Origin of the sequence: Tsukamurella ocularis (assembly GCF_965138335.1) — a bacterium.
Taxonomy (GTDB): domain Bacteria; phylum Actinomycetota; class Actinomycetes; order Mycobacteriales; family Mycobacteriaceae; genus Tsukamurella; species Tsukamurella ocularis_A.
In genome coordinates, this window is record NZ_CBCSDV010000018.1 from 86,529 (window position 1) to 109,350 (window position 22,822).

The following is a 22,822-nucleotide window of genomic DNA, read 5'->3' on the forward strand; positions in this document are numbered from 1 at the left end:
AGAAGACGTTAGGCTGCCGAACCGCTTGGTGCGCTGCCGAGAGGCTGTGAATTCGTCAACAGTGCGTTAATTCCCGGGGCCGGCGAGGCCCATGGCCACCCCGTCGAGGATGTCGTGCTCGGAAACGGTGAGCTCGGTCACGCCGACGGCGCCCAGCCGCTGGGCGAGCCGCATCGCGACGAGCGCGCCGCCGCCGATCACGTCGGCGCGGCCGGGATGCATCGGTCCGAGCGCCAGTCGCTCCGCGGAGGTCATCCCCACGAGCCGACGACACAGCGCGATCAGCTCGTCGAGCGGCACCCGCGAGCCGTGGATGAGCGCGGGGTCGTACTCGGTGAGTCCGTGCGCCAGCGCGGCGAGGGTGGTGAAGGTCCCGGCCACGCCGATCCAGGTGCGGACGCCGGCCAGCGGCACGACGGTGGTGGCCTCGTCGAGGGCGGCGTCGATGTGCGCGGTCGCGTCCGCGATCTCGGCGGCGGTCGGCGGGTCGGTGGGCAGCGCGCGTTCGGTGATCCGCACGCAGCCGATATCGGCCGAGTAGGCGTGGGCCACGGCGCCTCCCGAGCCCACGACGAGCTCCGTCGAACCGCCCCCGAGGTCGACCACGAGGGCCGGGTCGGCGGCGTCGAGGCCGGCGGTGGCCCCGCGATAGGAGAGCTCCGCCTCCTCGGTGCCCGCGATCACCTCGGCGCGAGCGCCGGGCGTGATCCGGCCGAGTGCTGCGGCGGTGAGGTCGAGGAAGGCATCCCGGTTGGAGACGTCCCGGGCGGCGGACGTGGCGACCATGCGGACCCGCGTCGCGCCGAGATCGAGTGCGGTCGAGACGTACTCGTCGAGCGCCGCGCGGACCCGATCGAGGGCCTCCGCGGCGAACTCGCCGGTGGCGTCCACGCCCTGGCCGAGCCGGACGATCCGCATCTCGCGGTGCAGCTCCACCAGGCCCGCAGCGGAGGCGCGAGCGACGTACAGGCGGATGCTGTTGGTCCCGCAATCGATCGCCGCGACGACGAGCGGGTTCACTCACCACCCCAGGGGAACTGCGGCTCCGGCCAGTCGGCCGGGATGGCGCTGCCGCGCAGTCCCGCCGCGGCGGCGAGGGCGACGGCCTCGTCCCCCAGCCGGACGACGCCGGGCCCCTCGGCGAGGGCGTACGCGATGAGCACGTGCAGGCACTTCACCCGGTCGGGCATGCCGCCGCCGGTGAAGTCGGTACCGAGGTCCTCCAGGGCGTTGCGGGACTCGAGGTAATGCCGGTGCGCCGCGCGGTAGTTCTCGGCGATCGTCTCGTCGGAGGCGAGCAGCGCCTCCATCTCCCGCATCACGCCCGCGCTCTCCTGGCGGCTCGCCTCGGCGGTCAGCCGTGGATCCGTCAGGTAGTAGAGCGTGGGGAAGGGCGTACCGTCGGGCAGCCGCGGCGCGGTCTTGACCACGGCGGGCTCCCCGTCGGGCGTGCGGTAGGCGATGGCGAGCACGCCGCGGGGCGCGCGGCCCAACTGCGCGGCGACCCGATCCAGATCCTCCTGGGCGACTGCGTCACTCATCAGTGCGGCACCGCGATCGTGCGCCAGACGTTGGTGTACCAGGGGTTCTGCTTCGCCTGCTCGGCCTCCACCTGCTCCGGCGTCGGCTTCGGGGCGCCCGGCACCTGCACGCGGTACGGCGTCTCGCCCGGCATCACGTACTGCAGCCGGATCCGGGCCTGCGCCTTGATGTACTCCGGATCGTCCTGCAGGCGCTTCTGCTCCTCGAGCCGGGCGATGTCGGCCAGCAGCTGCGCGTGCTCCGCCGCCACCTTCTCCTCGCGGGCCTGCTCGGACATGTAGGTCCGCACCGGCACCGCGAGGGTGAGGGCGAGGACGCACAGCACGAGGAACAGCACGAAGGTCCGCCCCGCGCTCCGTCCGTCCGCACGGGCCTCGCCGCCCGACGGGCTGCGCACGAGGCGGGACCTGCTGCTCACTTCGGCTGTGCTCCTTCGACTCTCGATGTACTACGCGGTCAGCTGGTGAACTCGAAGCGCGGGAAGGCGGTGTCGCCGGCGTACCGCGCGGCGTCGCCCAGCTCCTCCTCGATGCGCAGCAGTTGGTTGTACTTGGCGACGCGCTCGGAGCGGGCGGGCGCGCCCGTCTTGATCTGGCCCGAGCCCACCGCGACCGCGAGGTCGGCGATGGTGGTGTCCTCCGTCTCGCCCGAGCGGTGGCTCATCATCGACTTGTAGCCGTTGTTGTGCGCCAGGGCCACGGCGTCGAGGGTCTCGGTGAGGGTGCCGATCTGGTTGACCTTCACCAGCAGCGCGTTCGCCGCGCCCCGGGCGATGCCGTCCTCGAGCCGCTCCGGGTTGGTCACGAACAGATCGTCACCGACCAGCTGCACCTTGTCGCCGATGGCATCGGTCAGGTCGACCCAGCCCTCCCAGTCGTCCTCCGAGAGCGGATCCTCGATGGAGACCATCGGGAACTCGCCGATCAGGCCGCGGTAGAACTCGCTCATCTCGGCGGCGGTGAGGACCTTGCCCTCGAACTTGTAGCCCTCCGGGGTGTAGAACTCGGTCGCCGCCACGTCCAGCGCCAGCGCCACGTCGGAGCCGAGCTTGAGGCCCGTCTTACCGATCGCCTCCGAGATCAGCTCCAGCGCCTCCCGCGTGCCGGCCACCGACGGCGCGAAGCCGCCCTCGTCGCCCAGACCGGTGTTCAGGCCCTTGGCCTTGAGCACGGACTTGAGCGAGTGGTAGACCTCGGCGCCCCAGCGCAGCGACTCCTTGAAGGTCTCCGCCCCGATCGGCGCGACCATGAACTCCTGCACGTCGACACCGCTGTCCGCGTGCGCGCCGCCGTTGAGGATGTTCATCATCGGCACCGGCAGGATGTGGGCGTTCGGGCCGCCCAGGTAGCGGAACAGGGGCAGCGCGGCGGACTCCGCGGCGGCCTTCGCCGCGGCGAGCGACACCCCGAGCAGCGCGTTCGCGCCGAGGCGGCTCTTGTCGGGGGTGCCGTCCAGGTCCAGCAGCGTCTGATCGATGATCCGCTGCTCGTCGGCGGGGATGCCGATCACCTCGGGGGCGATCACCTCCAGGACGCCCTCGACGGCCTTGGTGACGCCCTTGCCGAGGTACCGGTCGCCGCCGTCGCGCAGCTCCACGGCCTCGTGCTCACCGGTGGACGCACCCGACGGCACCGCCGCACGGGCGAAGCTGCCGTCGGCCAGCACGATCTCGACCTCGACCGTGGGGTTGCCACGGGAGTCGAGGATCTCGCGGGCGCCTACCTGGATGATTTCGGACACGGTCTCTCCTTATGCACTGGCCGAGCTCGGGGGCAACTCAGCAGCCAGCCTAGTGCCCGGCACCCGCGACACGAAGCCCGGCGCGCACGAAGTCCCGATCACACTGATCGGATCCACTCATACCTGCGCACCCCGGCGCTACCCTGCGGTCATGCCCATCCCGGTGCTCGACCTCGCCCTCCTCGAGACCGATCCCGCGCAGTTCGACGGTGCCGTCCGCGCCGCCGCGCACGACGTCGGCTTCTTCTACCTGACGGGGCACGGCCTGCCGCAGCGGCGCAGCGACGAGGTCCTCGCCATCGCACGCGCGTTCTTCGCGCTGCCGCAGGCGGACAAGGACGCCATCGCGATGACGAACTCCCCGCACTTCCGCGGCTACACCCGGCTCGGCGGCGAGCTCACCCGGGGCGAGGTCGACTGGCGGGAGCAGATCGACCTGGGACGGGAGGACCCGGCACCGTCGGGCCCCGGGCCGGACTACCGGAACCTGCTCGGCCCGAACCAGTGGCCGGCGTCCCTCCCGGAGCTGCGCGCGGTCATGGAGCGGTGGGACGCGGACCTGTCGCGGATCTCGCTGTCGCTGCTGCGCGCGTGGGCGCGGTCGCTGGGCGCCGACCCGCACGTCTTCGACGAGGCCTTCGCCGAACAGCCGGCGACGCTGATCAAGATCGTCCGCTACCCCGCGGGCACGGCGTCCGAGCAGGGCGTGGGCGCACACAAGGACTCGGGCGTGCTGACGCTGCTGCTGGTGGACCCGGCGTCGCAGGGGCTGCAGGTGCTGCCGCCCGGCGCCACCGAGTGGGTGGACGTGCCGCCGCTGCCCGGCGCCTTCATCGTGAACATCGGCGAGATGCTGGAGGTCGGCACCGACGGCTACCTGCACGCCACCGAGCACCGGGTGCTCAATCGCACCGCGGGGGCCGACCGGATCTCGGTGCCGTACTTCTTCAACCCGTCGGTCACCGCGCACATGCCCCATCTGCCGCTCCCCGCGGAACTGCGCACGGGCGTCACCGTCGACCCGGACAACCCGATCTTCGACACCTACGGCGAGAACGCCTGGAAGAGCCGCCTGCGGGCGCACCCGGACGTCGCGGCGCGGCACTACCCGCAAACCGCTTCGTAACCCGACCGCCGTCCCTATCGTGGGGACCATGACCGGCGCAGCCCCGCTCGTCCTCGTCTACAGCTCCAACGCGCGGCACCGCGCGGAGATCACCGCCGCCCTGGGCACGCGCCCGGCTCCCGACAGACCCCCGATCACCGTCCTCGAGGCGGCGACGGGCCCGGCCGTCATCGCCCGACTCGACGAGGGCGGGGTCGCGCTCGTCGTGCTCGACGGCGAGGCCGCCCCCGCGGGCGGGATGGGGCTGGCCCGGCAGGTGCGCGACGAGATCGAACCGTGCCCGCCCCTGCTGGTCATCACGGCCCGCCGAGCCGACGGCTGGTTGGCACGGTGGTCCCAGGCCGACGACTGGGTGAGCCACCCGCTCGATCCGTTCGAGCTGGCGGGTGCCGCAGGGCGCCTGTTGGCGACCGCGACGCTCTGAGAATCAGACACGCTCGCCCCAAAAGCCCACCCCGATCAGACGTTGGACATATAGTTGTGATGTAGCTCACAACTTCACTCAGGGGAACCTAACCGGTTCTGCTGACTGGGATTTCGCATACACCGCGGAAGGAGCGTCGCCGTGAACCTGTACGTGCCCATCCTGGTACTCGGGGCGATCGCGGCCGCCTTCGCCGTCTTCTCCGTGGGCGTCGCCCGGTTCGTGGGGCCGCGCCGGATCAACCGCGCGAAGCTCGAGGCCTACGAGTGCGGCATCGACCCGTCGCCGACGCCCGCCTCGGGCGGCGGCCGATTCCCGGTGAAGTTCTACCTCACGGCCATGTTGTTCATCATCTTCGACATCGAGATCGTCTTCCTCTACCCGTGGGCGGTGCACTTCGACGTGCTCGGCACGTACGGCCTGCTCGCGATGGCGCTGTTCCTGGTGAACGTCACGGTCGCGTATGCGTACGAGTGGCGGCGAGGGGGCTTGAGTTGGGACTAGAGGACAAGGTGCCGGGCGGCTTCCTACTGTCGACGCTCGAGGGGGTGGCGGGGTACGCGCGGAAGGGCTCGCTGTGGCCGGCCACCTTCGGCCTGGCCTGCTGCGCCATCGAAATGATGGCCACCACCGGGCCCCGGTTCGACATCGCGCGATTCGGCATGGAGGCCTTCCGCGCCTCGCCCCGGCAGGCCGACCTGATGATCGTGGCCGGCCGCGTCAGCCAGAAGATGGCGCCGGTGCTGCGCCAGGTGTACGACCAGATGGCGGAGCCGAAATGGGTCCTGGCCATGGGTGTCTGCGCCAGCTCGGGCGGCATGTTCAACAACTACGCGGTGGTGCAGGGCGTCGACCACGTGGTGCCCGTGGACATCTACCTGCCCGGCTGCCCGCCCCGCCCGGAGATGCTGCTCAACGCCCTGCTCGCCCTGCACGAGAAGGTCGCGGAGACACCGATGGGCGTGAACCGCGAGGCCGCGCGGCGCGCCGCGGAGGAGGCCGCGCTCGCCGCGCGCCCCACGATCGAGTTCAAGGGCCTGTTGCGATGACCGACTCCCCCGAGCTGCCCGAGCCCGGTGACCCGGACGAGCCCGGCACCGTCGAACCCGCGGCGCCGCGGCCCGACGTCGTGCGCACCCGCACCGGCATGTTCAGCGGCGGCACGGGCGATACGTCGGGCTACGGGCGGATCAGCCGCCCCGTCGTCATGCCCGGGCCCGGCGAGGAGCCCCTGCCCGCCGGTTACGACGGGGTCGTCGCCGCCCTGCGGGACGCGCTCGACCGGTCGGATGGGGCTCCGTTCGCGGAGGCCGTCCGCGCAGTCGTCGTGTACCGCGGGGAGGTCACGCTGCGCGTGCCCCGCGAGCAGGTGGTCGCGGTGGCGCGGCTGCTGCGCGACGAGCCCGCCCTGCGGTTCGAGATGTGCCTCGGCACCTCCGGCGTGCACTTCCCCGAGGACGCGGGAGCGGAACTGCGCGCGGTCACGCACCTGCAGTCGATCACGCACGGCCGCCGCCTGCGCCTCGAAACCTCCTGCCCCGACACGGATCCGCACATCCCGTCGCTGTTCCCCGTCTACCCGACGACGGACTGGCACGAGCGGGAGACCTACGACTTCTTCGGCATCGTCTTCGACGGGCACCCCTCGCTGACCCGGATCGAGATGCCGGACGACTGGGACGGCCACCCGCAACGCAAGGACTACCCGCTGGGCGGCATCGGCGTCGAGTTCCACGGCGCCGAGATCTCCGCACCCGACACCCGGAGGTCGTACTCATGACCACCGACTACAGCGAGTTCACCGCCATGGGCTCCGACTGGGACGACATCGCCGCCGAGGCGATCGGCCAGGAGCGGATCGTGGTGAACATGGGCCCGCAGCATCCGTCCACGCACGGCGTGCTGCGCCTGATCCTGGAGCTCGACGGGGAGACGGTGACCGAGGCCCGGTGCGGGATCGGCTTCCTGCACACCGGTATCGAGAAGAACCTCGAGTTCCGCACCTGGACGCAGGGCACCACCTTCGTCACCCGGATGGACTACCTGGCACCGCTGTTCAACGAGACCGCCTACTGCCTGGCGGTCGAGAAGCTGCTCGGCATCACCGAGGAGATCCCCGAGCGCGCGACCGTGATCCGCGTGCTGCTGATGGAGCTCAACCGGATCACCAGCCACCTCGTCGCGCTGGCCACCGGCGGTATGGAACTGGGCGCGGTCTCTCCCATGCTGCGCGGCTTCGAGATCCGCGAGCAGATCCTCGACGTCTTCGAGACCATCACCGGACTGCGGATGAACCACGCCTACATCCGTCCCGGCGGCGTCGCGGCCGACCTGCCGGACGAGGCGATCCCGCAGATCCGCGAGCTGCTGCGGACGCTGCCGCCGCAGTTGGCGTCCATGTCGTCGATGCTCACCGAGAATCCGATCTGGATCGCCCGCACCAAGAACATCGGCTACCTGGACCTCACCGGCTGCATGGCGCTGGGCATCACGGGCCCGGTGCTGCGGTCCACGGGCCTGCCGCACGACCTGCGCCGCAGCGAACCCTACTGCGGCTACGAGGACTACGAGTTCGATGTGATCACAGACAGCGGGTGCGACTGCTACGGCCGCTACCTGATCCGGGTGCTGGAGATGACCCAGTCGCTGCGGATCGTCGAGCAGTGCCTCGACAGGCTGACGCCCGGGCCGGTGATGGTCGAGGACGCCCGGCTCGGCTGGCCGGCGGATCTGCAGGTCGGGCCCGACGGCCTGGGCAACTCGCGCGCGCACATCGCGGAGATCATGGGCGAGTCGATGGAATCCCTGATCCACCACTTCAAGCTGGTGACGGAGGGCTTCGCCGTTCCGGCGGGCCAGGTCGCGGTCTCGGTCGAGGCGCCGCGCGGCGAGCTGCTGGTACACGCCGTCAGCGACGGCGGCACCCGCCCGTACCGGGTGCACTTCCGCGACCCGTCGTTCACGAATCTGCAGGCGGTGGCGGCGATGTGCGAGGGCGGCATGGTCTCCGACGTGATCGCGGCCGTGGCCAGCATCGACCCGGTGATGGGAGGGGTGGACCGATGAGCGAGCCCGTCTTCCTCAAGTTCGGCGCGCGGCCGCAGGAGAAGGTGCAGCTGTACCGCCCCGGGGCACCCACCGAGTACCCCGCGGCCGTCGCCGAGCGCCTGGCGGCGGACGCGGCGGAGCTCATCGCCCGGTATCCCGAGAAGCGGTCGGCGCTGCTGCCGCTGCTGCACCTGGTGCAGTCCGAGGACGGCTACATCACCCCGGCGGGTATCGAGTTCTGCGCGGCCGCGCTGGATCTCACCGCCGCCGAGGTGGTCTCCGTCGCCACCTTCTACTCGATGTACCGGCGCGGGCCCACCGGCGAGTACCTCGTCGGCGTCTGCACCACCACGTTGTGCGCGGTCCTCGGCGGCGACGCGATCCTCTCCGCACTGTGCGAGCACCTCGGGATCGCCCCCGGCGGCACCACGCCCGACGGGAAGGTCACCGTCGAGCGGATCGAGTGCAACGCGGCGTGCGACTACGCCCCCGTCGTCATGGTCAACTGGGAGTTCTTCGACGACCAGACGGTGGCGAGCGCCCGGGACCTGGCCGACGCGCTCCGGGCCGGCCGGCCGCCGGCGCCGACGCGCGGCGCGCCGCTGGGCACCTTCCGCGAGACCGCCCGGCTGCTCGCCGGTTTCGACGACACCCGGCCCGGCGCGGTCTCCGCGTCCGGAGCGGGCGGCGCCCCCACGATGGCCGGGCTGCAGGCCGTCCGGGAGGCGGAATCATGACCGCGCACCTCACGCCCGTGCTCTCCGCCCACTGGGGCGACCCCGAACCCTGGACCCTCGCCTCGTACCGCGGGGCGGGCGGCTACGAGGGCCTCGAGCGCGCGCTGGCGATGACGCCCGACGAGGTGATCGCGCTGGTGAAGGACGCGGGCCTGCGCGGGCGCGGCGGCGCCGGCTTCCCGACGGGGCTCAAGTGGAGTTTCATCCCGCAGCTGCGCGACGGCGACGAGCCGAAGCCGGGCGCCGACAAGCCGCATTACCTCGTGGTGAACGCCGACGAGTCCGAGCCGGGAACGTGCAAGGACATGCCGCTCATGTTCGCGACGCCGCACACGCTGATCGAGGGCGTCATCATCGCCTCGTATGCGATCCGCGCACGGCGGGCCTTCATCTACGTCCGCGGCGAGGTGCTGGGCGTGCAGCGGCGGCTGCGCGCCGCCGTCGCCGAGGCGTACGCCGCGGGCTACCTGGGCAAGCCCCTGGGCCCCAGCGGATTCAGCCTGGAGCTCGTGGTGCACGGCGGCGCCGGCGCGTACATCTGCGGCGAGGAGACGGCGCTGCTGGACTCGCTGGAGGGCCGTCGCGGGCAGCCCCGGCTGCGGCCGCCGTTCCCCGCGGTCGCGGGCCTGTACGCCTCGCCGACGTGTGTGAACAACGTCGAGTCGATCGCCAGCGTGCCGGCGATCCTCGCGCGCGGGTCCGAGTGGTTCCGCACCATGGGCAGCGAGAAGTCGCCCGGGTTCACGCTGTACTCGGTCTCCGGGCACGTGATGCGGCCCGGGCAGTACGAAGCGGCGCTCGGCGTGACGTTGCGCGAGATGCTCGAGCTCGCCGGCGGCGTCCGGCCCGGGCACGAGCTGAAGTTCTGGACGCCCGGCGGCTCGTCGACCCCGCTGCTCACGGCGGAGCACCTCGACGTACCGCTCGACTACGAGGGCGTCGCCGGCGCCGGCTCGATGCTGGGCACCAAGGCCCTGCAGATCTTCGACGACACCGTCTGCGTGGTGCGGGCCGTGCTGCGCTGGCTCGAGTTCTACGCGCACGAGTCCTGCGGCAAGTGCACGCCGTGCCGCGAGGGCACCTACTGGCTCGTCCGGCTGCTGCGCCGGCTCGAGGAGGGCGAGGGCCGCGCGGGCGACCTGGACACGCTCGCGGAGGTGGCCGACGGGGTCCTCGGCAAGGCCTTCTGCGCGTTGGGCGACGGCGCCGCCAGTCCCATCCAGAGCTCGCTGCAGTACTTCCGCGAGGAGTACGAGCGGCACGTCGCCGAGGGCGGCTGCCCCTTCGATCCGGCGGCCTCGATGCGCGAGGCACCCGTCCCGGGAGGTGCCCTGTGAGCACGCCGGAGCCCGTGCGGGCCACCATCGACGGCATCGAGATCGAGGTGCCGCCCGGCACTCTCGTGATCCGCGCCGCCGAGGAGCTGGGCATCGCGATCCCGCGCTTCTGCGACCACCCGCTGCTGGCGCCGGCCGGCGCCTGTCGGCAGTGCCTGGTGGACGTGGAGGGACAGCGCAAGCCCCTCGCGTCCTGTACCACGACGGTGACCGACGGCATGGTGGTGCGCACGCAGGCCACCTCCGTCGCCGCGGCGGGCGCGCAGCGCAGCGTGATGGAGCTGCTGCTGGTGAACCACCCGCTGGACTGCCCGGTCTGCGACAAGGGCGGCGAGTGCCCGCTGCAGAACCAGGCGATGTCCGCCGGCCGCGCCACCTCGCGCTTCCCGTCCGCCGACAAGCGCACCTTCCCCAAGCCGATCCCGCTCTCGGCGGAGATCGTGCTCGACCGCGAGCGCTGCGTGCTGTGCGCCCGCTGCACCCGCTTCTCCGACGAGATCGCGGGCGACGACTTCATCGAGCTCATGGATCGCGGTGCGCTGCAGCAGGTGGGCGTCGCGGGCGATCAGCCCCTCGACTCCTACTTCTCGGGCAACACGGTGCAGATCTGCCCCGTCGGCGCGCTCACGAACACCTCGTACCGATTCCGCGCCCGGCCCTTCGACCTCACGTCCACCCCGTCGGCCTGCGAGCACTGCGCCAGCGGCTGCGGCCTGCGGGTGGACCATCGTCGCGGTGAGGTGCTGCGCCGCCTCGCCGGCGACGATCCCGAGGTCAACGAGGAGTGGAGTTGCGACAAGGGGCGCTGGGCCTTCACCTACGCCTCCGCGCCGGACCGGCTCAGCACTCCGCTGGTCCGCGGCGCCGACGGCGCGCTCGCCCCCGCCTCCTGGCCGGAGGCGATCGCCGCCGCCGCGCAGGGGCTGACCGGCCGGGCGGCAGGCGTGCTCGCCGGCGGGCGAGGCACCGTCGAGGACCTCTACGCGTACTCCGCGTTCGCGCGCATCGCACTGCGCACCAACGACATCGACTTCCGGATCCGTCCGCACAGCGCCGAGGAGGCGTCGTTCCTGGCCTCGGGCGCAGTGGGCGGGGTGACCTACGCCGATCTGGAGACGGCGCCGGTCGTGCTGCTCGCGGCCTTCGAGCCCGAGGAGGAGTCGCCCATCGTGCACCTGCGGCTGCGCAAGTCGGTGCGCGCCGGCGGCACCCGGGTGCTGTCGATCGCCCCGTTCGCCTCGCGCGGACTCGGTCGACTCGACGGCACCCTCCTCCCGTGCGCGCCCGGCGGCGAACCCGCCGCACTGGCGGATCCGGCTCTCGCGGAGCAGCTGTCCGTCCCGGGCGCGGTGATCCTCGTGGGCGAACGACTCGCCGAGACTCCCGAGGCGCTCGCCGCCGCGGCCGCACTGGCAGGCACCACGGGCGCCCGCCTCGCCTGGATCCCGCGCCGCGCGGGCGAGCCCGGCGCGGTGGCCGCGGGGGCGCTGGCCGGGATGCTGCCGGGCGGCCGCCTCACCGCCAATTACGCCCACCGCATGGAGATCGAGGCGCTGTGGGGCGTCACCCTGCCCGACGGCCCCGGCCGGGACACCGCCGGCATCCTCGCCGCCGCCGCATCGGGCGACCTGCCGGCCCTGGTCTGCGGCGCGGTCGACGTCGGTGACCTGCCCGACCCCGAGGCCGCGCGGCGCGCCCTCGACGCCGCCTTCGTCGTGAGCCTCGAGCAGCGCGGGTCCGAGGTCACCACGCGCGCCGACGTGGTGCTCCCCGTCGCCACGGTCGCCGAGCGCGCGGGCACCTTCCGCAATTGGGAGGGACGGATGCGCTCCTTCCCCGCGGCGCTCCCGTCGCCCGGCGCCCTCGCGGACGCGCGGGTGCTCGCCGTGCTCGCCCAGGCCATGCGCGCCGACCTCGGCTTCACCGACGTCGACGGCGCCGCCGCCGCCCTCCGCACGCTGGGCTCGGTCCGCCCGCCGCGCCGCCCCGTCACCGGGCGTCCCGGCACCGTCGGCGTTCCCGGCGACGGGGAGGCCATCCTGGCGACGTGGCGGCAGCTGCTCGACCTGGGCCGCGGGCAGGACGGCGAGCCCGATCTCGCGGCGACGGCGCGCCGGCCGGTCGCCCGGATGTCGGCCGCCACGGCCACCGGGATCCTCGCCGCGGACGGCGCCGACGTCTCGATCTCCACCGCGCGCGGCACGATCACCCTGCCGCTCGCGGTGACCGACATGCCCGACGGCGTGGTGTGGGTGCCGCGGAACTCGCCCGGCAGCACCGTCGCCGCGACGCTGGGCGTCGGCTGGGGCGCAGTGGTCGGGATCGGGGTGGCGCGATGACGCTCGCCCTCGGCCCGCACGACCCCGTCGACCTGTCGGCGTTCGGCCGCGACCCGTGGTGGCTGATCCTGATCAAGGCCGTCGCGATCTTCGCCTTCCTGGTGCTGACGGTGCTCGCCGCGATCCTCATCGAGCGCAAGGTCATGGCCCGGATGCAGCACCGGTACGGGCCGAACCGCGTGGGCCCCTTCGGCATCCTGCAGTCCCTCGCGGACGGCATCAAGCTGGCGCTCAAGGAGGGCATCACGCCCGCCGGCGTCGACAAGCCCGTCTACCTCCTGGCCCCGATCATCGCCACCATCCCCGCGTTCATGGCCTTCGCGGTGATCCCCTTCGGGCCGCAGGTCTCCGTGTTCGGGACGTGGACGCCGTTGCAGCTCACCGACCTTCCGGTCGCCGTGCTGTACATCCTCGCGATCACGAGCATCGGCGTCTACGGCATCGTGCTGGCGGGCTGGTCCTCCGGCTCCACCTATCCGCTGCTCGGCGGCCTGCGCTCCACGGCGCAGGTGATCAGCTACGAGGTGGCGATGGGCCTGAGCTTCGCCGCCGTCTTCCTGTACGCGGGCACCATGGCCACGTCGGGCATCGTCGCCCGGCAGGAGGGCGCCTGGTACGTCTTCCTGCTGCTGCCGTCCTTCGTCGTCTACGTCGTGTCCATGGTCGGCGAGACCAACCGCGCGCCCTTCGACCTCCCCGAGGCCGAGGGCGAGCTGGTGGGCGGCTTCCACACCGAGTACAGCTCGCTGAAGTTCGCGATGTTCATGCTCGCGGAGTACGTCAACATGACCACGGTCTCGGCGCTGGCGACCACCCTGTTCCTCGGCGGCTGGCACGCGCCGTGGCCGCTGAACATGTGGGAGGGCGCGAATTCCGGCTGGTGGCCGGTGCTCTGGTTCGTGGGCAAGGTGTGGTGCTTCCTGTTCGCCTTCATCTGGCTGCGCACCACGCTGCCGCGCCTGCGCTACGACCAGTTCATGCGGTTCGGCTGGCAGCTGCTGATCCCCACCGCGCTGGCCTGGGTGCTGGTGGCCGGGGCGGTGCAGGCGTGGGCCCTCGCCGGGCATTCGACGACGGTGCTCGCCCCCGTCGTCTCGCTGCTCTTCACGCTCGCCGTGCTCGCCGTCCTGGTGGTGCGGCACCGTCGGCAGAAGGCGCCCGAGCCCGGGCCGGATCCGGAGACGTTCTCGCTGCCCTTCGACCCGATGGCCGGCGGCTTCCCGGTGCCGCCCATGCCGGGCCAGTACCTGTCCGAGCCCGCCCGACGCGCCCTGCCGAGCGAGGCCGAAGCGAAGGAGGCGACCCATGGCTGATCCCCTCGGCCTCGCCGGGTTCGGCGTGACCCTGCGGACCATGTTCACCAAGCCGGTCACCGAGAACTATCCCGAGGAGCGCTCGCCCACCGCGGGCCGCTACCACGGCCGGCACCAGCTGAACCGGTACGCCGACGGGCTGGAGAAGTGCATCGGCTGCGAGCTGTGCGCGTGGAGCTGCCCGGCGGACGCGATCTACGTGGAGGGCGCCGACAACACCGAGGAGGAGCGGTACTCCCCCGGCGAGCGGTACGGACGGACGTACCAGATCAACTACCTGCGCTGCATCGGCTGCGGCCTGTGCGTGGAGGCCTGCCCCACGCGCGCGCTGACGATGACGAACGACTACGAGATGGCCGACCGCGACCGCGGCGCGCTGATCTACGACAAGGACGACCTGCTGGCCCCGTTGCACGAGGGCGAGCAGCCCCCGCCGCACGCCATGCGCGAGGGCCTCACCGCCGCCGACTACTACCGGGGAGAGGTCGACTCGTGACAGGCGAGGAGTGGGCGTTCTGGATCGTCGCGGTGCCCGCGGTCGTCTTCGCCCTGGGCGTCGTGCTGGCCTCGAAGGCCGTGTACTCGGCGCTGTGCCTGGCCGCCACCATGATCCTGCTGGCGATCGCCTACATCGCGCAGGGTGCGACGTTCCTCGGCGTGGTTCAGATCGTGGTCTACACGGGCGCGGTGATGATGCTGTTCCTCTTCGTGGTGATGCTCGTGGGCGTGGATTCGTCCGACTCACTCGTGGAGACCCTCCGGGGGCACCGGATCGCCGCCGCCGTGGCGGGCCTCGGATTCGGGATGCTGCTCATCGGTCTGGTGGCCCGAGCGTCCCTGCCGGGGCCCGGCGCACCGTCGGGCGAGTACCCGCCGAACTCGGTGGAGGCCTTGGCGGACACCGTCTTCGTGCGCTACCTGTGGGCCTTCGAGCTCACCGCCGCGCTGCTCATCACCGCCACCCTGGGCGCGATGATCCTGGCGCACCGGGAGAAGCTCGCCACCGCGCTCAGCCAGCGCGAGCAGTCGATCCGGCGGTTCCGCGAGGGCCGCCGCGCCACGCCGCTGCCCAACCCCGGCGTCTACGCCCTGGGCAACGCCGTCGACCTGCCGGCGCGGCTGCCCGACGGGTCGCCCGCGCTCGACTCCGTGAACCACACGCTGACGCCCCGTGCGCCCGAGGAGCGCCGCGCACTGCCCGACCGCGCGCCCTCGCTCGACGACGAGGTCCCGCACGCACTCCGCGACGAGGAGGTGTCGCCGTGAACCCGCACCTGTACCTGTACCTCGCCGCGCTGCTGTTCGCGATCGGCTCCGCCGGGGTGCTGCTGCGCCGCAACGCCATCGTCGTGTTCATGTGCGTGGAGCTGATGCTCAACGCGGCGAACCTGGCGCTCGTCACCGCGGGCCGGATGCACGCCGTCCCGCACGGGCAGGTGCTCGCCTTCTTCACGATGGTCGTGGCCGCGGCCGAGGTGGTGGTGGGCCTGGCGATCATCATCGCGATCTTCCGGGTCCGCAGGTCCGTGTCCGTCGACGAGCCGCACCTGCTGAGGCGGTGACCGGTGACCGTACTCCTCGCGGCTCTGCCGCTGATCCCCCTCGCCGGAGCGGCGGCGCTGCTGCTCGGCGGGCGCCGCACGAACGCGTGGGGGCACCTGTTCGGGACCGCCGTCGCGGCGCTCTCCTTCGTGGTCGCGGTCGTCGCGTTCGGCATGCTCCTGGCCCGCGATCCCGCGGACCGGTCGGTGGGTACCGTGCTCTACCACTGGTTCTCGGGCGGCGCTCTCTCGGTGGATCTGGCCTTCCGCCTGGATCAGTTGTCGGTGTGCTTCGCGCTGCTGATCACCGGTGTGGGCACGCTGATCCACGTCTACTCGATCGGTTACATGGCGGCCGATCCGGGCCGGCGGCGGTTCTTCGGCTACCTCAACCTCTTCCTCGGCGCGATGCTGGTGCTGGTGCTGGCGGACGACCTGGTCGTGCTCTACCTCGGCTGGGAGGGCGTGGGCCTCGCCTCCTACCTGCTCATCGGCTTCTGGCAGCACAAGCCCTCCGCGGCGACGGCCGCGCGGAAGGCGTTCATCGTCAACCGCGTCGGCGACATGGGCCTCGCCCTGGCCGTGGCCGTGACCCTGACGACCTTCGGCACCACCACCTTCGGCGAGTTCCTGCCCCGCGCCGGTGAGGCCGGCGAGGGCGTGCTCACCTGGCTCGGGCTTCTCCTGCTGCTCGCCGCGTGCGCCAAGTCGGCACAGGTGCCGCTGCAGAGCTGGCTCGGCGACGCCATGGAGGGCCCCACCCCCGTCTCCGCCCTCATCCACGCGGCGACCATGGTCACCGCGGGCGTCTACCTCATCGTGCGCACGGGCCCCGTCTTCGAGGCCGCGCCCGTGGCACAGGGTTTCGTGCTCGCGGTCGGCGCGGTCACCCTGCTCTTCGGCGCCGTGATCGGCTGCGCGAAGGACGACATCAAGAAGGCGCTGGCCGCGTCGACGATGAGCCAGATCGGTTACATGGTGCTGGCCGCCGGCCTCGGTCCCGCCGGCTACGCCCTGGCGATCGCGCACCTGCTGGCCCACGGCTGCTTCAAGGCCGGGCTGTTCCTCGGCGCGGGCTCGGTGATGCACGGGATGGGCGACGAGACGGACATGCGGCGGTACGGCGGCCTCGCGAGGGTCATGCCGGTCACCGCGGTCACGTTCGGTCTCGGCTACCTCGCGATCATCGGCGTTCCGCCGCTGTCGGGGTTCTTCACCAAGGACGGGATCATCGAGACCGCGCTCGGGCGCGGTGGCTTCTGGGGCGTCGTGCTGGGCGGCGCCGCGATCCTCGGCGCGGGGATCACCGGCTTCTACATGACGAGGGTGATGGTGCTGACGTTCTTCGGCGCGCGCCGCTGGCGCGAGGGCACGCATCCGCACGAGTCGCCGCGGGTGATGACGGCCCCCATGATCGTGCTGGCGCTGGGCAGCGTCGGCGCGGGCGCGCTCCTGGTGGTCGGCGGCACGCTGTCCGACTTCCTCGCTCCCGCCGTCGGAGCCGCGCCCGAGGCGCACCACGCGATCCCCGCCTGGGCGGTCACGCTGCTCGTGCTCGGCGCCGTCGCGATCGGCGTGGCAGTGGCGGTCCGCCTGACGCGGACCGTGCCCGTGGCGGCACCGTCGGCGGTGAGCGCCCTGACCCGCGCGGCCCGTAAGGACCTGTACGGCGACGCCCTCAACGAGGCCGTCTTCATGCGGCCCGGGCAGGCCGCCACCGAGGCGCTGCTCGTCGCCGAGCGCAAGGGCATCGACGGCGCGATCGACGCGATTCCCGCGGGCGTGCACCTCGGTTCGCTCCTGCTGCGCCGCTCGCAGACCGGGTACGCGCGGAGCTACGCGCTGACCATGCTGGCCGGGACGGCGGTGCTCATCGGCGCCGCGGCGGTGTGGCTCTCATGAGCGGGCCGTGGCTGACGCTGCTGTGGGCGGCGCCCGCGGTCGGTGCCGTCGCCGCCGCGGCGGTGCCCCGCGCGGCGCGGTGGATCGGGCTGGCGGCCTCGCTGATCGCGCTGGTGATCGGCATCGGGCTCGCCGTCGCCTTCGACCCCGCGGGCGGCTATCAGTTCGTCGAATCGCACGCGTGGATACCGTCGTTCGGGGCGGGCTACCGCTTGGGGCTCGACGGCACCGGGCTCGTGCTGGTGCTGCTCACCGCCGCGCTGCTGCCCGTGCTGCTGCTCGCCGCGTGGCGCGAGACCTCCCCGCAGAGCGAGCGCGCCGGCACCTACGTCGCGCTCACGCTGGCGGTCGAGGCCATGGTGCTGGTCAGTTTCGTCGCCACCGACGTACTGCTGTTCTACCTGGTCTTCGAGGCCATGCTGATCCCGCTGTACTTCCTGCTCGCCGGGTTCGGCGGCACGGGCGGCGAATCCGGTGCCCGCGCTCATGCCGCGGTGAAGTTCCTGCTCTACAACCTGGCCGGCGGCCTCGTGATGCTCGCGGCGGTCGTCGGGCTGTACGCCGCGTCCGGCACCTTCGACCTGCGGGCCCTGCTCGACGGTGCGCGGCCCGGCCCCGGCATCGCGCAGGACCTGATGTTCCTCGGCTTCCTGTTCGCGTTCGCCGTGAAGGCGCCGCTGTGGCCGCTGCACACGTGGCTGCCCGGTGCGGCGGTGCAGACGAATCCGCCGACGGCGGTGCTGATGATGGCGATCGTCGACAAGGTGGGCACCTTCGCCATGCTGCGCTACTGCCTCACGCTGTTCCCCGACGCGGCGGCCCGGTTCGCACCGTGGGTCGCGGCGCTGGCGGTGATCGGGATCGTCTACGGCGCGATCCTCGCGATCGGCCAGTCCGACGTGATGTCGCTCATCGCGTACACGTCGATCAGCCACTTCGGCTTCATCATCCTCGGCGTCGTCGCGCGCACCGGCGATTCACAGGCGGGGTCGGTGCTGTACATGGTGAACCACGGCGTGGCGACCGCCGCGCTGTTCCTCACCGCCGGGGTCCTGGTGGCGCGCCGCGGGAGTCGCAGGATCGCCGACTTCGGCGGCGCCTGGTCGCGGGCGCCCAAACTGGGCGCGATCTTCCTCATCGCCGGCCTCGCGACCCTCTCGCTCCCCGGCCTCGGGCCGTTCGTGTCCGAGTTGCTCGTCGTGGTCGGCACCTACCCGCGGTGGGCGTTCGCCGCGATCGTCTCCGTGCTCGCGCTGGTGCTGTCGGCGATGTACGTGCTGTGGACCTACCAGCGGATGTTCACGGGGCCCGTCCCGGAGGCGGTGGAGCGCACCGTCGACGACGCGCGGCCGCGGGAGCTGCTCGTGCTGGCCCCGCTGATCGTCGCCCTGTCCCTGCTCGGCTTCTTCCCCGGGCCCGCGCTGGACGCGATCAATCCGTCGGTCTCGCCCACGGTCGCGGAGGTCGCCCGATGAACCCGCAACCGCTCGCTGCGCTCCCGGCGCCGTCGATCGAGTACTCGCAGATCGCGCCCGCGATCATCGTCTTCGCGGCGGCGATCGTCGGTGTGCTGGTGGAGTCCTTCGCGCCCGCGGCACTCCGCGCGAAGGTGCACGCGGTACTCGGCGGCGGCGCGGTGGTGGCGGCCCTGATCGCGGTGGCGGTGCTCGCGGACGCCGGGTCGCGCCCACGGACCGTGCTGGCCGGGTCGGTCGCCGACGACGGCCTCTCCCTCGCGCTGCAGGGCCTGCTCCTGATCTCCACGCTGCCGGCGCTCGCGCTGATGGTGGCGCGCTACGACTCGCTGACGCACACGGAGGCGGTGCCACTGACGCTGTTCGCGCTCGGCGGCATGCTGGCCTTCGTCTCGGCGCAGGACTGGCTGACGCTGTTCGTGGCGCTCGAGGTGTTCTCGCTGCCGCTGTACCTGCTGTGCGCGCTGGCGAAACGGCGCGGCCTGTTGCCGCTCGAGGCGGCGCTGAAGTACTTCCTGCTCGGCGCGTTCAGCTCCGCGATCCTGCTCTTCGGCGTCGCGCTGCGGTTCGCGGCGACGGGCTCCACGTCGATCACGGCGGCGCCGCAGGACGCGGTGCTCGGCACCATCGGTGCCGCGTTGATCGGGGTCGGCCTGCTGTTCAAGGTCGGCGCCGTGCCCTTCCACTCGTGGGTGCCCGACGTCTACCAGGGCGCGCCGACGCCGGTCACCGCGTTCATGGCCGCGGCCACGAAGATCGCGGCGTTCGGCGTGATCGTGCGGCTCACCCTCGTCGCCTTCCGCGACGTGCCCTGGCGCCCGGTCGTCGCCGCGGTCGCGGTGGTCACCGTCGTCGTGGGCTCCGTCATCGCGGTGACGCAGTCGGACGTCAAGCGCCTGCTCGCGTACTCGGCGATCGCGCATACGGGCTTCCTGCTCATCGGCGTCTTCGCGGGCACCGTCCGCGGCAGCGGCGCGGTCTCCTTCTACCTCGCGGTCTACGGGATCAGCACCGTCGGCGCCTTCGCCGTCGCCGCCGCGGTCCGCGAGACGCGGCCGGACGGAACGAGCGCCGAGGTGCCCGACCTGGACCGCTGGGCGGGGCTGGGCCGGACCCGGCCGCTGCTCGCCGGGGCCATGGCGCTGTTCCTCCTGTCCTTCGCCGGAATCCCGCTGACCGCCGGTTTCGTCGGCAAGTTCGCGGTCTTCGCGGCGGCTGCGCAGCGGGGCGGCGCGTGGCTGGTGGTGGTCGGTGTGCTCGCGAGCGCGCTGGCCGCGGTCTTCTACATCCGCGTGCTGATGACGATGTACTTCGCGCCGGCGCACGAGTTCGCGCCCGACGTGCCGCGGGTGGATCCGCTCACGGGCTTCGCGATCGCCCTCGGGGTCGTCACGGTGATCGCGCTGGGGATCTTCCCGCAGCCCGTGTTGGACCTGTTCGCCGATCTCACGGTCTTCGCCGCGAGGTAAGTAGACTCGTCACCCATGAGTGACAAGCCGCTTCCGTTCAGCAACGGCCTGCAGTTGAAGTCGATGGGCGCCGTGCTGCTGCTGGTGCTCGGCGTGCTGATCTGGCGGCTCACCGACGCGACCACGACGACGGCGCGCGTGCTGTACGTCGCGGCCATCGTCTTCGAGCTGCTGTTCTTCGTCGGCCTGGTCTTCGCGAGCCGATTCATCAAGAACCAGCACGACAAAGCCGAGGCCGCGTACCAGGCGCAGGTGGCCGCGCAGGCCGAGGCCGCGCGCAAGCCCTCCGACGCCCCGTCGGGCGACGACGGTGCCGCGTCCGGCCCGACGGACGCTCCGTGACCTCCTCCGCGAAGGCGAACCGCGGCGCCGGCGCGCCGCCGCGCAAGCGGATGACCGCCGCCGAGCGGCGCAACCAGCTGGTCGACACGGCCAGGTCGGTGTTCGCCGACCGCGGCTACGAGGCGGCCACCATCGAGGAGGTCGCCTCGAAGGCCGGTGTGTCCAAGCCCGTGGTCTACGAGCACTTCGGCGGCAAGGAGGGCCTCTACGCCGTGGTCGTCGACCGCGAGATGGAGATGGTCCTCGAGGTCTTCTCCCGCGCCATGCGTGAGGACCGGTCCAAGACCCGCATCGAGCAGATCGCCCTCGCGCTGCTCACCTACGTCGAGGAGCGGGCCGACGGCTTCCGCATCCTCACCCGCAACAGCTCCGCGGAACACTCGGGCGGCTACTCGACGCTGCTCAACGACCTCGTCGGCCAGGTCGAGAGCCACCTCGAGGGCGAGTTCCAGAACAAGAGCCTCGACCCCGAGCTCGCGCCGCTGTACGCGCAGGCCCTGGTCGGCATGGTCGCCATGACCGCGCAGTGGTGGCTCGAGGTGCGCAACCCGCCCAAGGAGGCCGTGGCCGCGCACATCGTCAACCTCTCCTGGTACGGCCTCATCGGCCTCAAGGAGAACCCCGTCGCGATCGAGCCGAGCCGATTGAGCGGGCCCGACGGCACCGTCGAACCCGCCCCCGGGGACTGACTACCGGGGTCCCGCCCCGATCGGCGCGCCGACCAGCGAGGCGAGGACCGTGCCGATGGCCTGCCCGAAGGTGCCGACCGCCGCGGGCTCGAGGCCGCTGCTGAAGACGGTGCGGATGTCGCAGCCCGACGATGCCGGGCCGGTCGAATCCATCCGCTGCTTGAGCCAGTCGAACGCACCGCCCGCGCCCGTCACCACGACGGTGCCGTGGGTGGTCATGAGCTGCTTGACCGGGTTCGGCGGAAACTCCTCGCGGCGATAGGTCACGGACGCGCCGCCCCGGCAGTACGAGTCCACGAGCTTGTCGGTCCCGGTGATCGGCGCGACCTCCTCGGTGATGCCGTTGTAGACGTACGCGGGCACCGTCGGGACGCGGCCGCTGACGCCGCGCTCGCGAATGGTCTTGGCGATGATGGGGATCCGCAGCACCTCGTCGACCGGCTTGGTGAGCATGCGGTTGTAGTCGAACCACAGGTTGGCGACCACGTTCTGGGGCATGCAGTGCCGACGGGTCTCGTTCACGCGCGCCCGGCCCTCGGGGGTGAGCACCTTGTCCAGCGCCGCGCGGAACTCCTCGGAGTCCTTGCCGAGCGCGGAGAGCGCCAGCGGGATGAGGCCCGCGAGCAGCGAGGTGTTCACCGACTTGAGCGACGCGGCCAGGTCCCGCTCGGGCGCGCCGAACGCGGCGCCGCGGATGTTGAGTTCCGGGGCGTAGGTGGGGTGCTCCTCGATGGTCCAGCTGCTGGCGATCGCACCGCCGGAGTAGCCCCACAGCGTGACGGGGGTCTTCGCGTTCAGCCCGAGGCGGGAGAAGTTCTCCACCGCCCGGATGCCGTCGAGCACGGCCCAGCCGGGCTGGCGCGGCGTGAGGAAGCGATCCTCGCCGCCGCCGTGGTCGGGCATCGCGACGGCCCAGCCCTCCTGCACACCGAGGCCGGCGAACAGCAGTTCCGCGCCGGGCATGCCGAAGGTGAGCGGTCCCTCCTTGGCGGCGAGGTCGACGGGGCCGCCCTTGGTCGTCGCGTACGACGACTGGCAGATCCGCAGCGTGGAGTCGGCGGCGGCCTGGTAGGAGAGCAGCTTGGTGGGCTTCGTGCCGCGCGGCACCATCACCGTGGTGACGCTGAGGTCGGGCTCACCGTTCATGCCGGTGGTGCGGTAGGCGAGCTGCCAGGCGTCGACGTTCATCGGCATCACCTGCAGCGACCGGATCGACGTGGTGCGGGTGCGCACGATCTCGCCGGGCTTCAGCGACGCGAGGTCGGCCGGCCGGTCGTAGAAGGCGTCGGCGGGCGGCGCGGGCTCGACGAGGGGCGGTAGCGCCCCGGCGCTCGGAGCGGCCACCATCCCGGTGGCGATCACGAGGACCGCGCCGATCAGCGCGGCGAGGGCCCGCGATCCCATCCGGAACGCTGATGTTTCATTCACCATAAGCAAGGAACCTAAAGTGACCTCCGTCACCTGTCAAGACCTCCGGCGAATCGGCCACCGCACCGTCGACCTCGCCCGCCTCACCGGACAGCCCTAGCGGGGCGGCCGCCTCCCCACGTCCATAGGTGTGGGGAATGCACGACGCGCCAGGGCGCTGTACGCCCCGCTAGGGAGACCGGTGACCGAAGGCTGCTCTCACGCCGGCGATGGGTGCGCCGGGCGGCGGAATGTCGTCGGGGATGCCTGGAGGTTCGGCCGTCACCCCAGCGGGCTGAGTCCGCGCCGTCGACGGATCGGCGACCGGCGGCGGCCGGAGCCTCTCCNGNCGTCCCCCGCGCCGCNCCGAATCCCCACNCTGGCGTTTCGT

The 22,822-nt window shown here is 72.0% G+C and carries 23 protein-coding genes; 18 read left to right on the plus strand and 5 right to left on the minus strand.

Going from position 1 to position 22,822, the window contains the following annotated elements; all coding sequences use genetic code 11:
- Nucleotides 1–66 precede the first annotated feature (66 nt).
- Genes ACNAYW_RS16685 through eno form a run of 4 tightly spaced genes read right to left on the minus strand, consistent with a single transcriptional unit; the run spans nt 67 to nt 3,282 of the window.
- Nucleotides 67–1,020: a Ppx/GppA phosphatase family protein gene (locus ACNAYW_RS16685; RefSeq protein ID WP_415850779.1), complete on the minus strand. Its 954-nt coding sequence runs from the start codon at nt 1,018–1,020 to the stop codon at nt 67–69.
- A complete protein-coding gene (locus tag ACNAYW_RS16690) occupies nt 1,017–1,541 on the minus strand; it encodes a DUF501 domain-containing protein (protein WP_415850780.1) in 525 nt (174 codons plus the stop codon). The genes ACNAYW_RS16685 and ACNAYW_RS16690 overlap by 4 nt, the downstream gene beginning before the upstream one ends.
- Entirely contained in the window at nt 1,541–1,960 is a 420-nt protein-coding gene (locus ACNAYW_RS16695) for an FtsB family cell division protein (RefSeq protein ID WP_146486725.1), read from the minus strand. Before ACNAYW_RS16695 ends, ACNAYW_RS16690 begins: the two co-directional genes overlap by 1 nt.
- Nucleotides 1,961–1,998: 38 nt before the next feature.
- Nucleotides 1,999–3,282, minus strand: coding sequence for a phosphopyruvate hydratase (gene eno, locus ACNAYW_RS16700; RefSeq protein WP_415850781.1), 1,284 nt, complete (start codon nt 3,280–3,282; stop codon nt 1,999–2,001).
- A gap of 151 nt (nt 3,283–3,433) precedes the next feature.
- Here eno and ACNAYW_RS16705 point away from each other — a divergent pair, with 151 nt between their 5' ends.
- From ACNAYW_RS16705 to ACNAYW_RS16790, 18 genes are all read left to right on the plus strand, one after another.
- Nucleotides 3,434–4,408, plus strand: coding sequence for an isopenicillin N synthase family dioxygenase (locus ACNAYW_RS16705; protein ID WP_415850782.1), 975 nt, complete (start codon nt 3,434–3,436; stop codon nt 4,406–4,408).
- A gap of 28 nt (nt 4,409–4,436) precedes the next feature.
- Nucleotides 4,437–4,832: a response regulator gene (locus ACNAYW_RS16710; RefSeq protein WP_415850783.1), complete on the plus strand. Its 396-nt coding sequence runs from the start codon at nt 4,437–4,439 to the stop codon at nt 4,830–4,832.
- A 141-nt stretch (nt 4,833–4,973) separates the two neighbouring features.
- A complete protein-coding gene (locus tag ACNAYW_RS16715; RefSeq protein ID WP_146435395.1) occupies nt 4,974–5,336 on the plus strand; it encodes an NADH-quinone oxidoreductase subunit A in 363 nt (120 codons plus the stop codon).
- Nucleotides 5,327–5,881: a NuoB/complex I 20 kDa subunit family protein gene (locus ACNAYW_RS16720; RefSeq protein WP_415850784.1), complete on the plus strand. Its 555-nt coding sequence runs from the start codon at nt 5,327–5,329 to the stop codon at nt 5,879–5,881. The genes ACNAYW_RS16715 and ACNAYW_RS16720 overlap by 10 nt, the downstream gene beginning before the upstream one ends.
- Nucleotides 5,878–6,612, plus strand: coding sequence for an NADH-quinone oxidoreductase subunit C (locus tag ACNAYW_RS16725; protein WP_415850785.1), 735 nt, complete (start codon nt 5,878–5,880; stop codon nt 6,610–6,612). Before ACNAYW_RS16720 ends, ACNAYW_RS16725 begins: the two co-directional genes overlap by 4 nt.
- Nucleotides 6,609–7,898, plus strand: coding sequence for an NADH-quinone oxidoreductase subunit D (locus ACNAYW_RS16730; protein ID WP_415850786.1), 1,290 nt, complete (start codon nt 6,609–6,611; stop codon nt 7,896–7,898). The genes ACNAYW_RS16725 and ACNAYW_RS16730 overlap by 4 nt, the downstream gene beginning before the upstream one ends.
- On the plus strand, nt 7,895–8,617 hold the full coding sequence (gene nuoE / locus ACNAYW_RS16735; RefSeq protein ID WP_415850787.1) for an NADH-quinone oxidoreductase subunit NuoE: 723 nt from the start codon (nt 7,895–7,897) through the stop codon (nt 8,615–8,617). Before ACNAYW_RS16730 ends, nuoE begins: the two co-directional genes overlap by 4 nt.
- Complete coding sequence (gene nuoF / locus ACNAYW_RS16740; RefSeq protein WP_415850788.1) at nt 8,614–9,954, plus strand: NADH-quinone oxidoreductase subunit NuoF; 1,341 nt, start codon at nt 8,614–8,616, stop codon at nt 9,952–9,954. The genes nuoE and nuoF overlap by 4 nt, the downstream gene beginning before the upstream one ends.
- Nucleotides 9,951–12,293, plus strand: coding sequence for an NADH-quinone oxidoreductase subunit G (locus ACNAYW_RS16745; RefSeq protein WP_415850789.1), 2,343 nt, complete (start codon nt 9,951–9,953; stop codon nt 12,291–12,293). Before nuoF ends, ACNAYW_RS16745 begins: the two co-directional genes overlap by 4 nt.
- Entirely contained in the window at nt 12,290–13,606 is a 1,317-nt protein-coding gene (gene nuoH, locus ACNAYW_RS16750; RefSeq protein ID WP_415850790.1) for an NADH-quinone oxidoreductase subunit NuoH, read from the plus strand. The genes ACNAYW_RS16745 and nuoH overlap by 4 nt, the downstream gene beginning before the upstream one ends.
- Entirely contained in the window at nt 13,599–14,102 is a 504-nt protein-coding gene (gene nuoI / locus ACNAYW_RS16755) for an NADH-quinone oxidoreductase subunit NuoI (protein WP_415850791.1), read from the plus strand. Before nuoH ends, nuoI begins: the two co-directional genes overlap by 8 nt.
- Nucleotides 14,099–14,872 (plus strand): NADH-quinone oxidoreductase subunit J, encoded by a 774-nt coding sequence (locus ACNAYW_RS16760; RefSeq protein WP_415850792.1) that lies wholly within the window; start codon nt 14,099–14,101, stop codon nt 14,870–14,872. Before nuoI ends, ACNAYW_RS16760 begins: the two co-directional genes overlap by 4 nt.
- Nucleotides 14,869–15,168: an NADH-quinone oxidoreductase subunit NuoK gene (nuoK, locus tag ACNAYW_RS16765; protein ID WP_415850793.1), complete on the plus strand. Its 300-nt coding sequence runs from the start codon at nt 14,869–14,871 to the stop codon at nt 15,166–15,168. The genes ACNAYW_RS16760 and nuoK overlap by 4 nt, the downstream gene beginning before the upstream one ends.
- A gap of 3 nt (nt 15,169–15,171) precedes the next feature.
- A complete protein-coding gene (nuoL, locus tag ACNAYW_RS16770; RefSeq protein ID WP_415850794.1) occupies nt 15,172–17,049 on the plus strand; it encodes an NADH-quinone oxidoreductase subunit L in 1,878 nt (625 codons plus the stop codon).
- Nucleotides 17,046–18,524, plus strand: a complete 1,479-nt coding sequence (locus tag ACNAYW_RS16775; RefSeq protein ID WP_415850795.1) for an NADH-quinone oxidoreductase subunit M — start codon at nt 17,046–17,048, stop codon at nt 18,522–18,524. Before nuoL ends, ACNAYW_RS16775 begins: the two co-directional genes overlap by 4 nt.
- Nucleotides 18,521–19,993: an NADH-quinone oxidoreductase subunit NuoN gene (gene nuoN, locus ACNAYW_RS16780; protein ID WP_415850796.1), complete on the plus strand. Its 1,473-nt coding sequence runs from the start codon at nt 18,521–18,523 to the stop codon at nt 19,991–19,993. The genes ACNAYW_RS16775 and nuoN overlap by 4 nt, the downstream gene beginning before the upstream one ends.
- 15 nt (nt 19,994–20,008) lie before the next feature.
- Nucleotides 20,009–20,335, plus strand: a complete 327-nt coding sequence (locus ACNAYW_RS16785) for a hypothetical protein (RefSeq protein WP_415850797.1) — start codon at nt 20,009–20,011, stop codon at nt 20,333–20,335.
- A 50-nt stretch (nt 20,336–20,385) separates the two neighbouring features.
- Nucleotides 20,386–21,024: a TetR family transcriptional regulator gene (locus tag ACNAYW_RS16790; RefSeq protein WP_415850804.1), complete on the plus strand. Its 639-nt coding sequence runs from the start codon at nt 20,386–20,388 to the stop codon at nt 21,022–21,024.
- On the opposite strand, the gene ACNAYW_RS16795 is transcribed toward ACNAYW_RS16790, so the two are convergent.
- Complete coding sequence (locus tag ACNAYW_RS16795; protein WP_415850798.1) at nt 21,025–22,428, minus strand: lipase family protein; 1,404 nt, start codon at nt 22,426–22,428, stop codon at nt 21,025–21,027.
- Nucleotides 22,429–22,822 lie beyond the last annotated feature (394 nt).

What these genes read in the sequence shown, in the direction of transcription:
- ACNAYW_RS16690 (WP_415850780.1), bottom strand. Translation starts at nt 1,541, where the DNA reads ATGAGTGACGCAGTCGCCCAGGAGGATCTGGATCGGGTCGCCGCGCAG.
- ACNAYW_RS16705 (WP_415850782.1), top strand. Translation starts at nt 3,434, where the DNA reads ATGCCCATCCCGGTGCTCGACCTCGCCCTCCTCGAGACCGATCCCGCG.
- ACNAYW_RS16710 (WP_415850783.1), top strand. Translation starts at nt 4,437, where the DNA reads ATGACCGGCGCAGCCCCGCTCGTCCTCGTCTACAGCTCCAACGCGCGG.
- ACNAYW_RS16725 (WP_415850785.1), top strand. Translation starts at nt 5,878, where the DNA reads ATGACCGACTCCCCCGAGCTGCCCGAGCCCGGTGACCCGGACGAGCCC.
- ACNAYW_RS16730 (WP_415850786.1), top strand. Translation starts at nt 6,609, where the DNA reads ATGACCACCGACTACAGCGAGTTCACCGCCATGGGCTCCGACTGGGAC.
- nuoE (WP_415850787.1), top strand. Translation starts at nt 7,895, where the DNA reads ATGAGCGAGCCCGTCTTCCTCAAGTTCGGCGCGCGGCCGCAGGAGAAG.
- nuoF (WP_415850788.1), top strand. Translation starts at nt 8,614, where the DNA reads ATGACCGCGCACCTCACGCCCGTGCTCTCCGCCCACTGGGGCGACCCC.
- nuoH (WP_415850790.1), top strand. Translation starts at nt 12,290, where the DNA reads ATGACGCTCGCCCTCGGCCCGCACGACCCCGTCGACCTGTCGGCGTTC.
- nuoI (WP_415850791.1), top strand. Translation starts at nt 13,599, where the DNA reads ATGGCTGATCCCCTCGGCCTCGCCGGGTTCGGCGTGACCCTGCGGACC.
- ACNAYW_RS16775 (WP_415850795.1), top strand. Translation starts at nt 17,046, where the DNA reads ATGAGCGGGCCGTGGCTGACGCTGCTGTGGGCGGCGCCCGCGGTCGGT.
- nuoN (WP_415850796.1), top strand. Translation starts at nt 18,521, where the DNA reads ATGAACCCGCAACCGCTCGCTGCGCTCCCGGCGCCGTCGATCGAGTAC.
- ACNAYW_RS16785 (WP_415850797.1), top strand. Translation starts at nt 20,009, where the DNA reads ATGAGTGACAAGCCGCTTCCGTTCAGCAACGGCCTGCAGTTGAAGTCG.
- ACNAYW_RS16790 (WP_415850804.1), top strand. Translation starts at nt 20,386, where the DNA reads ATGACCGCCGCCGAGCGGCGCAACCAGCTGGTCGACACGGCCAGGTCG.
- ACNAYW_RS16795 (WP_415850798.1), bottom strand. Translation starts at nt 22,428, where the DNA reads ATGGGATCGCGGGCCCTCGCCGCGCTGATCGGCGCGGTCCTCGTGATC.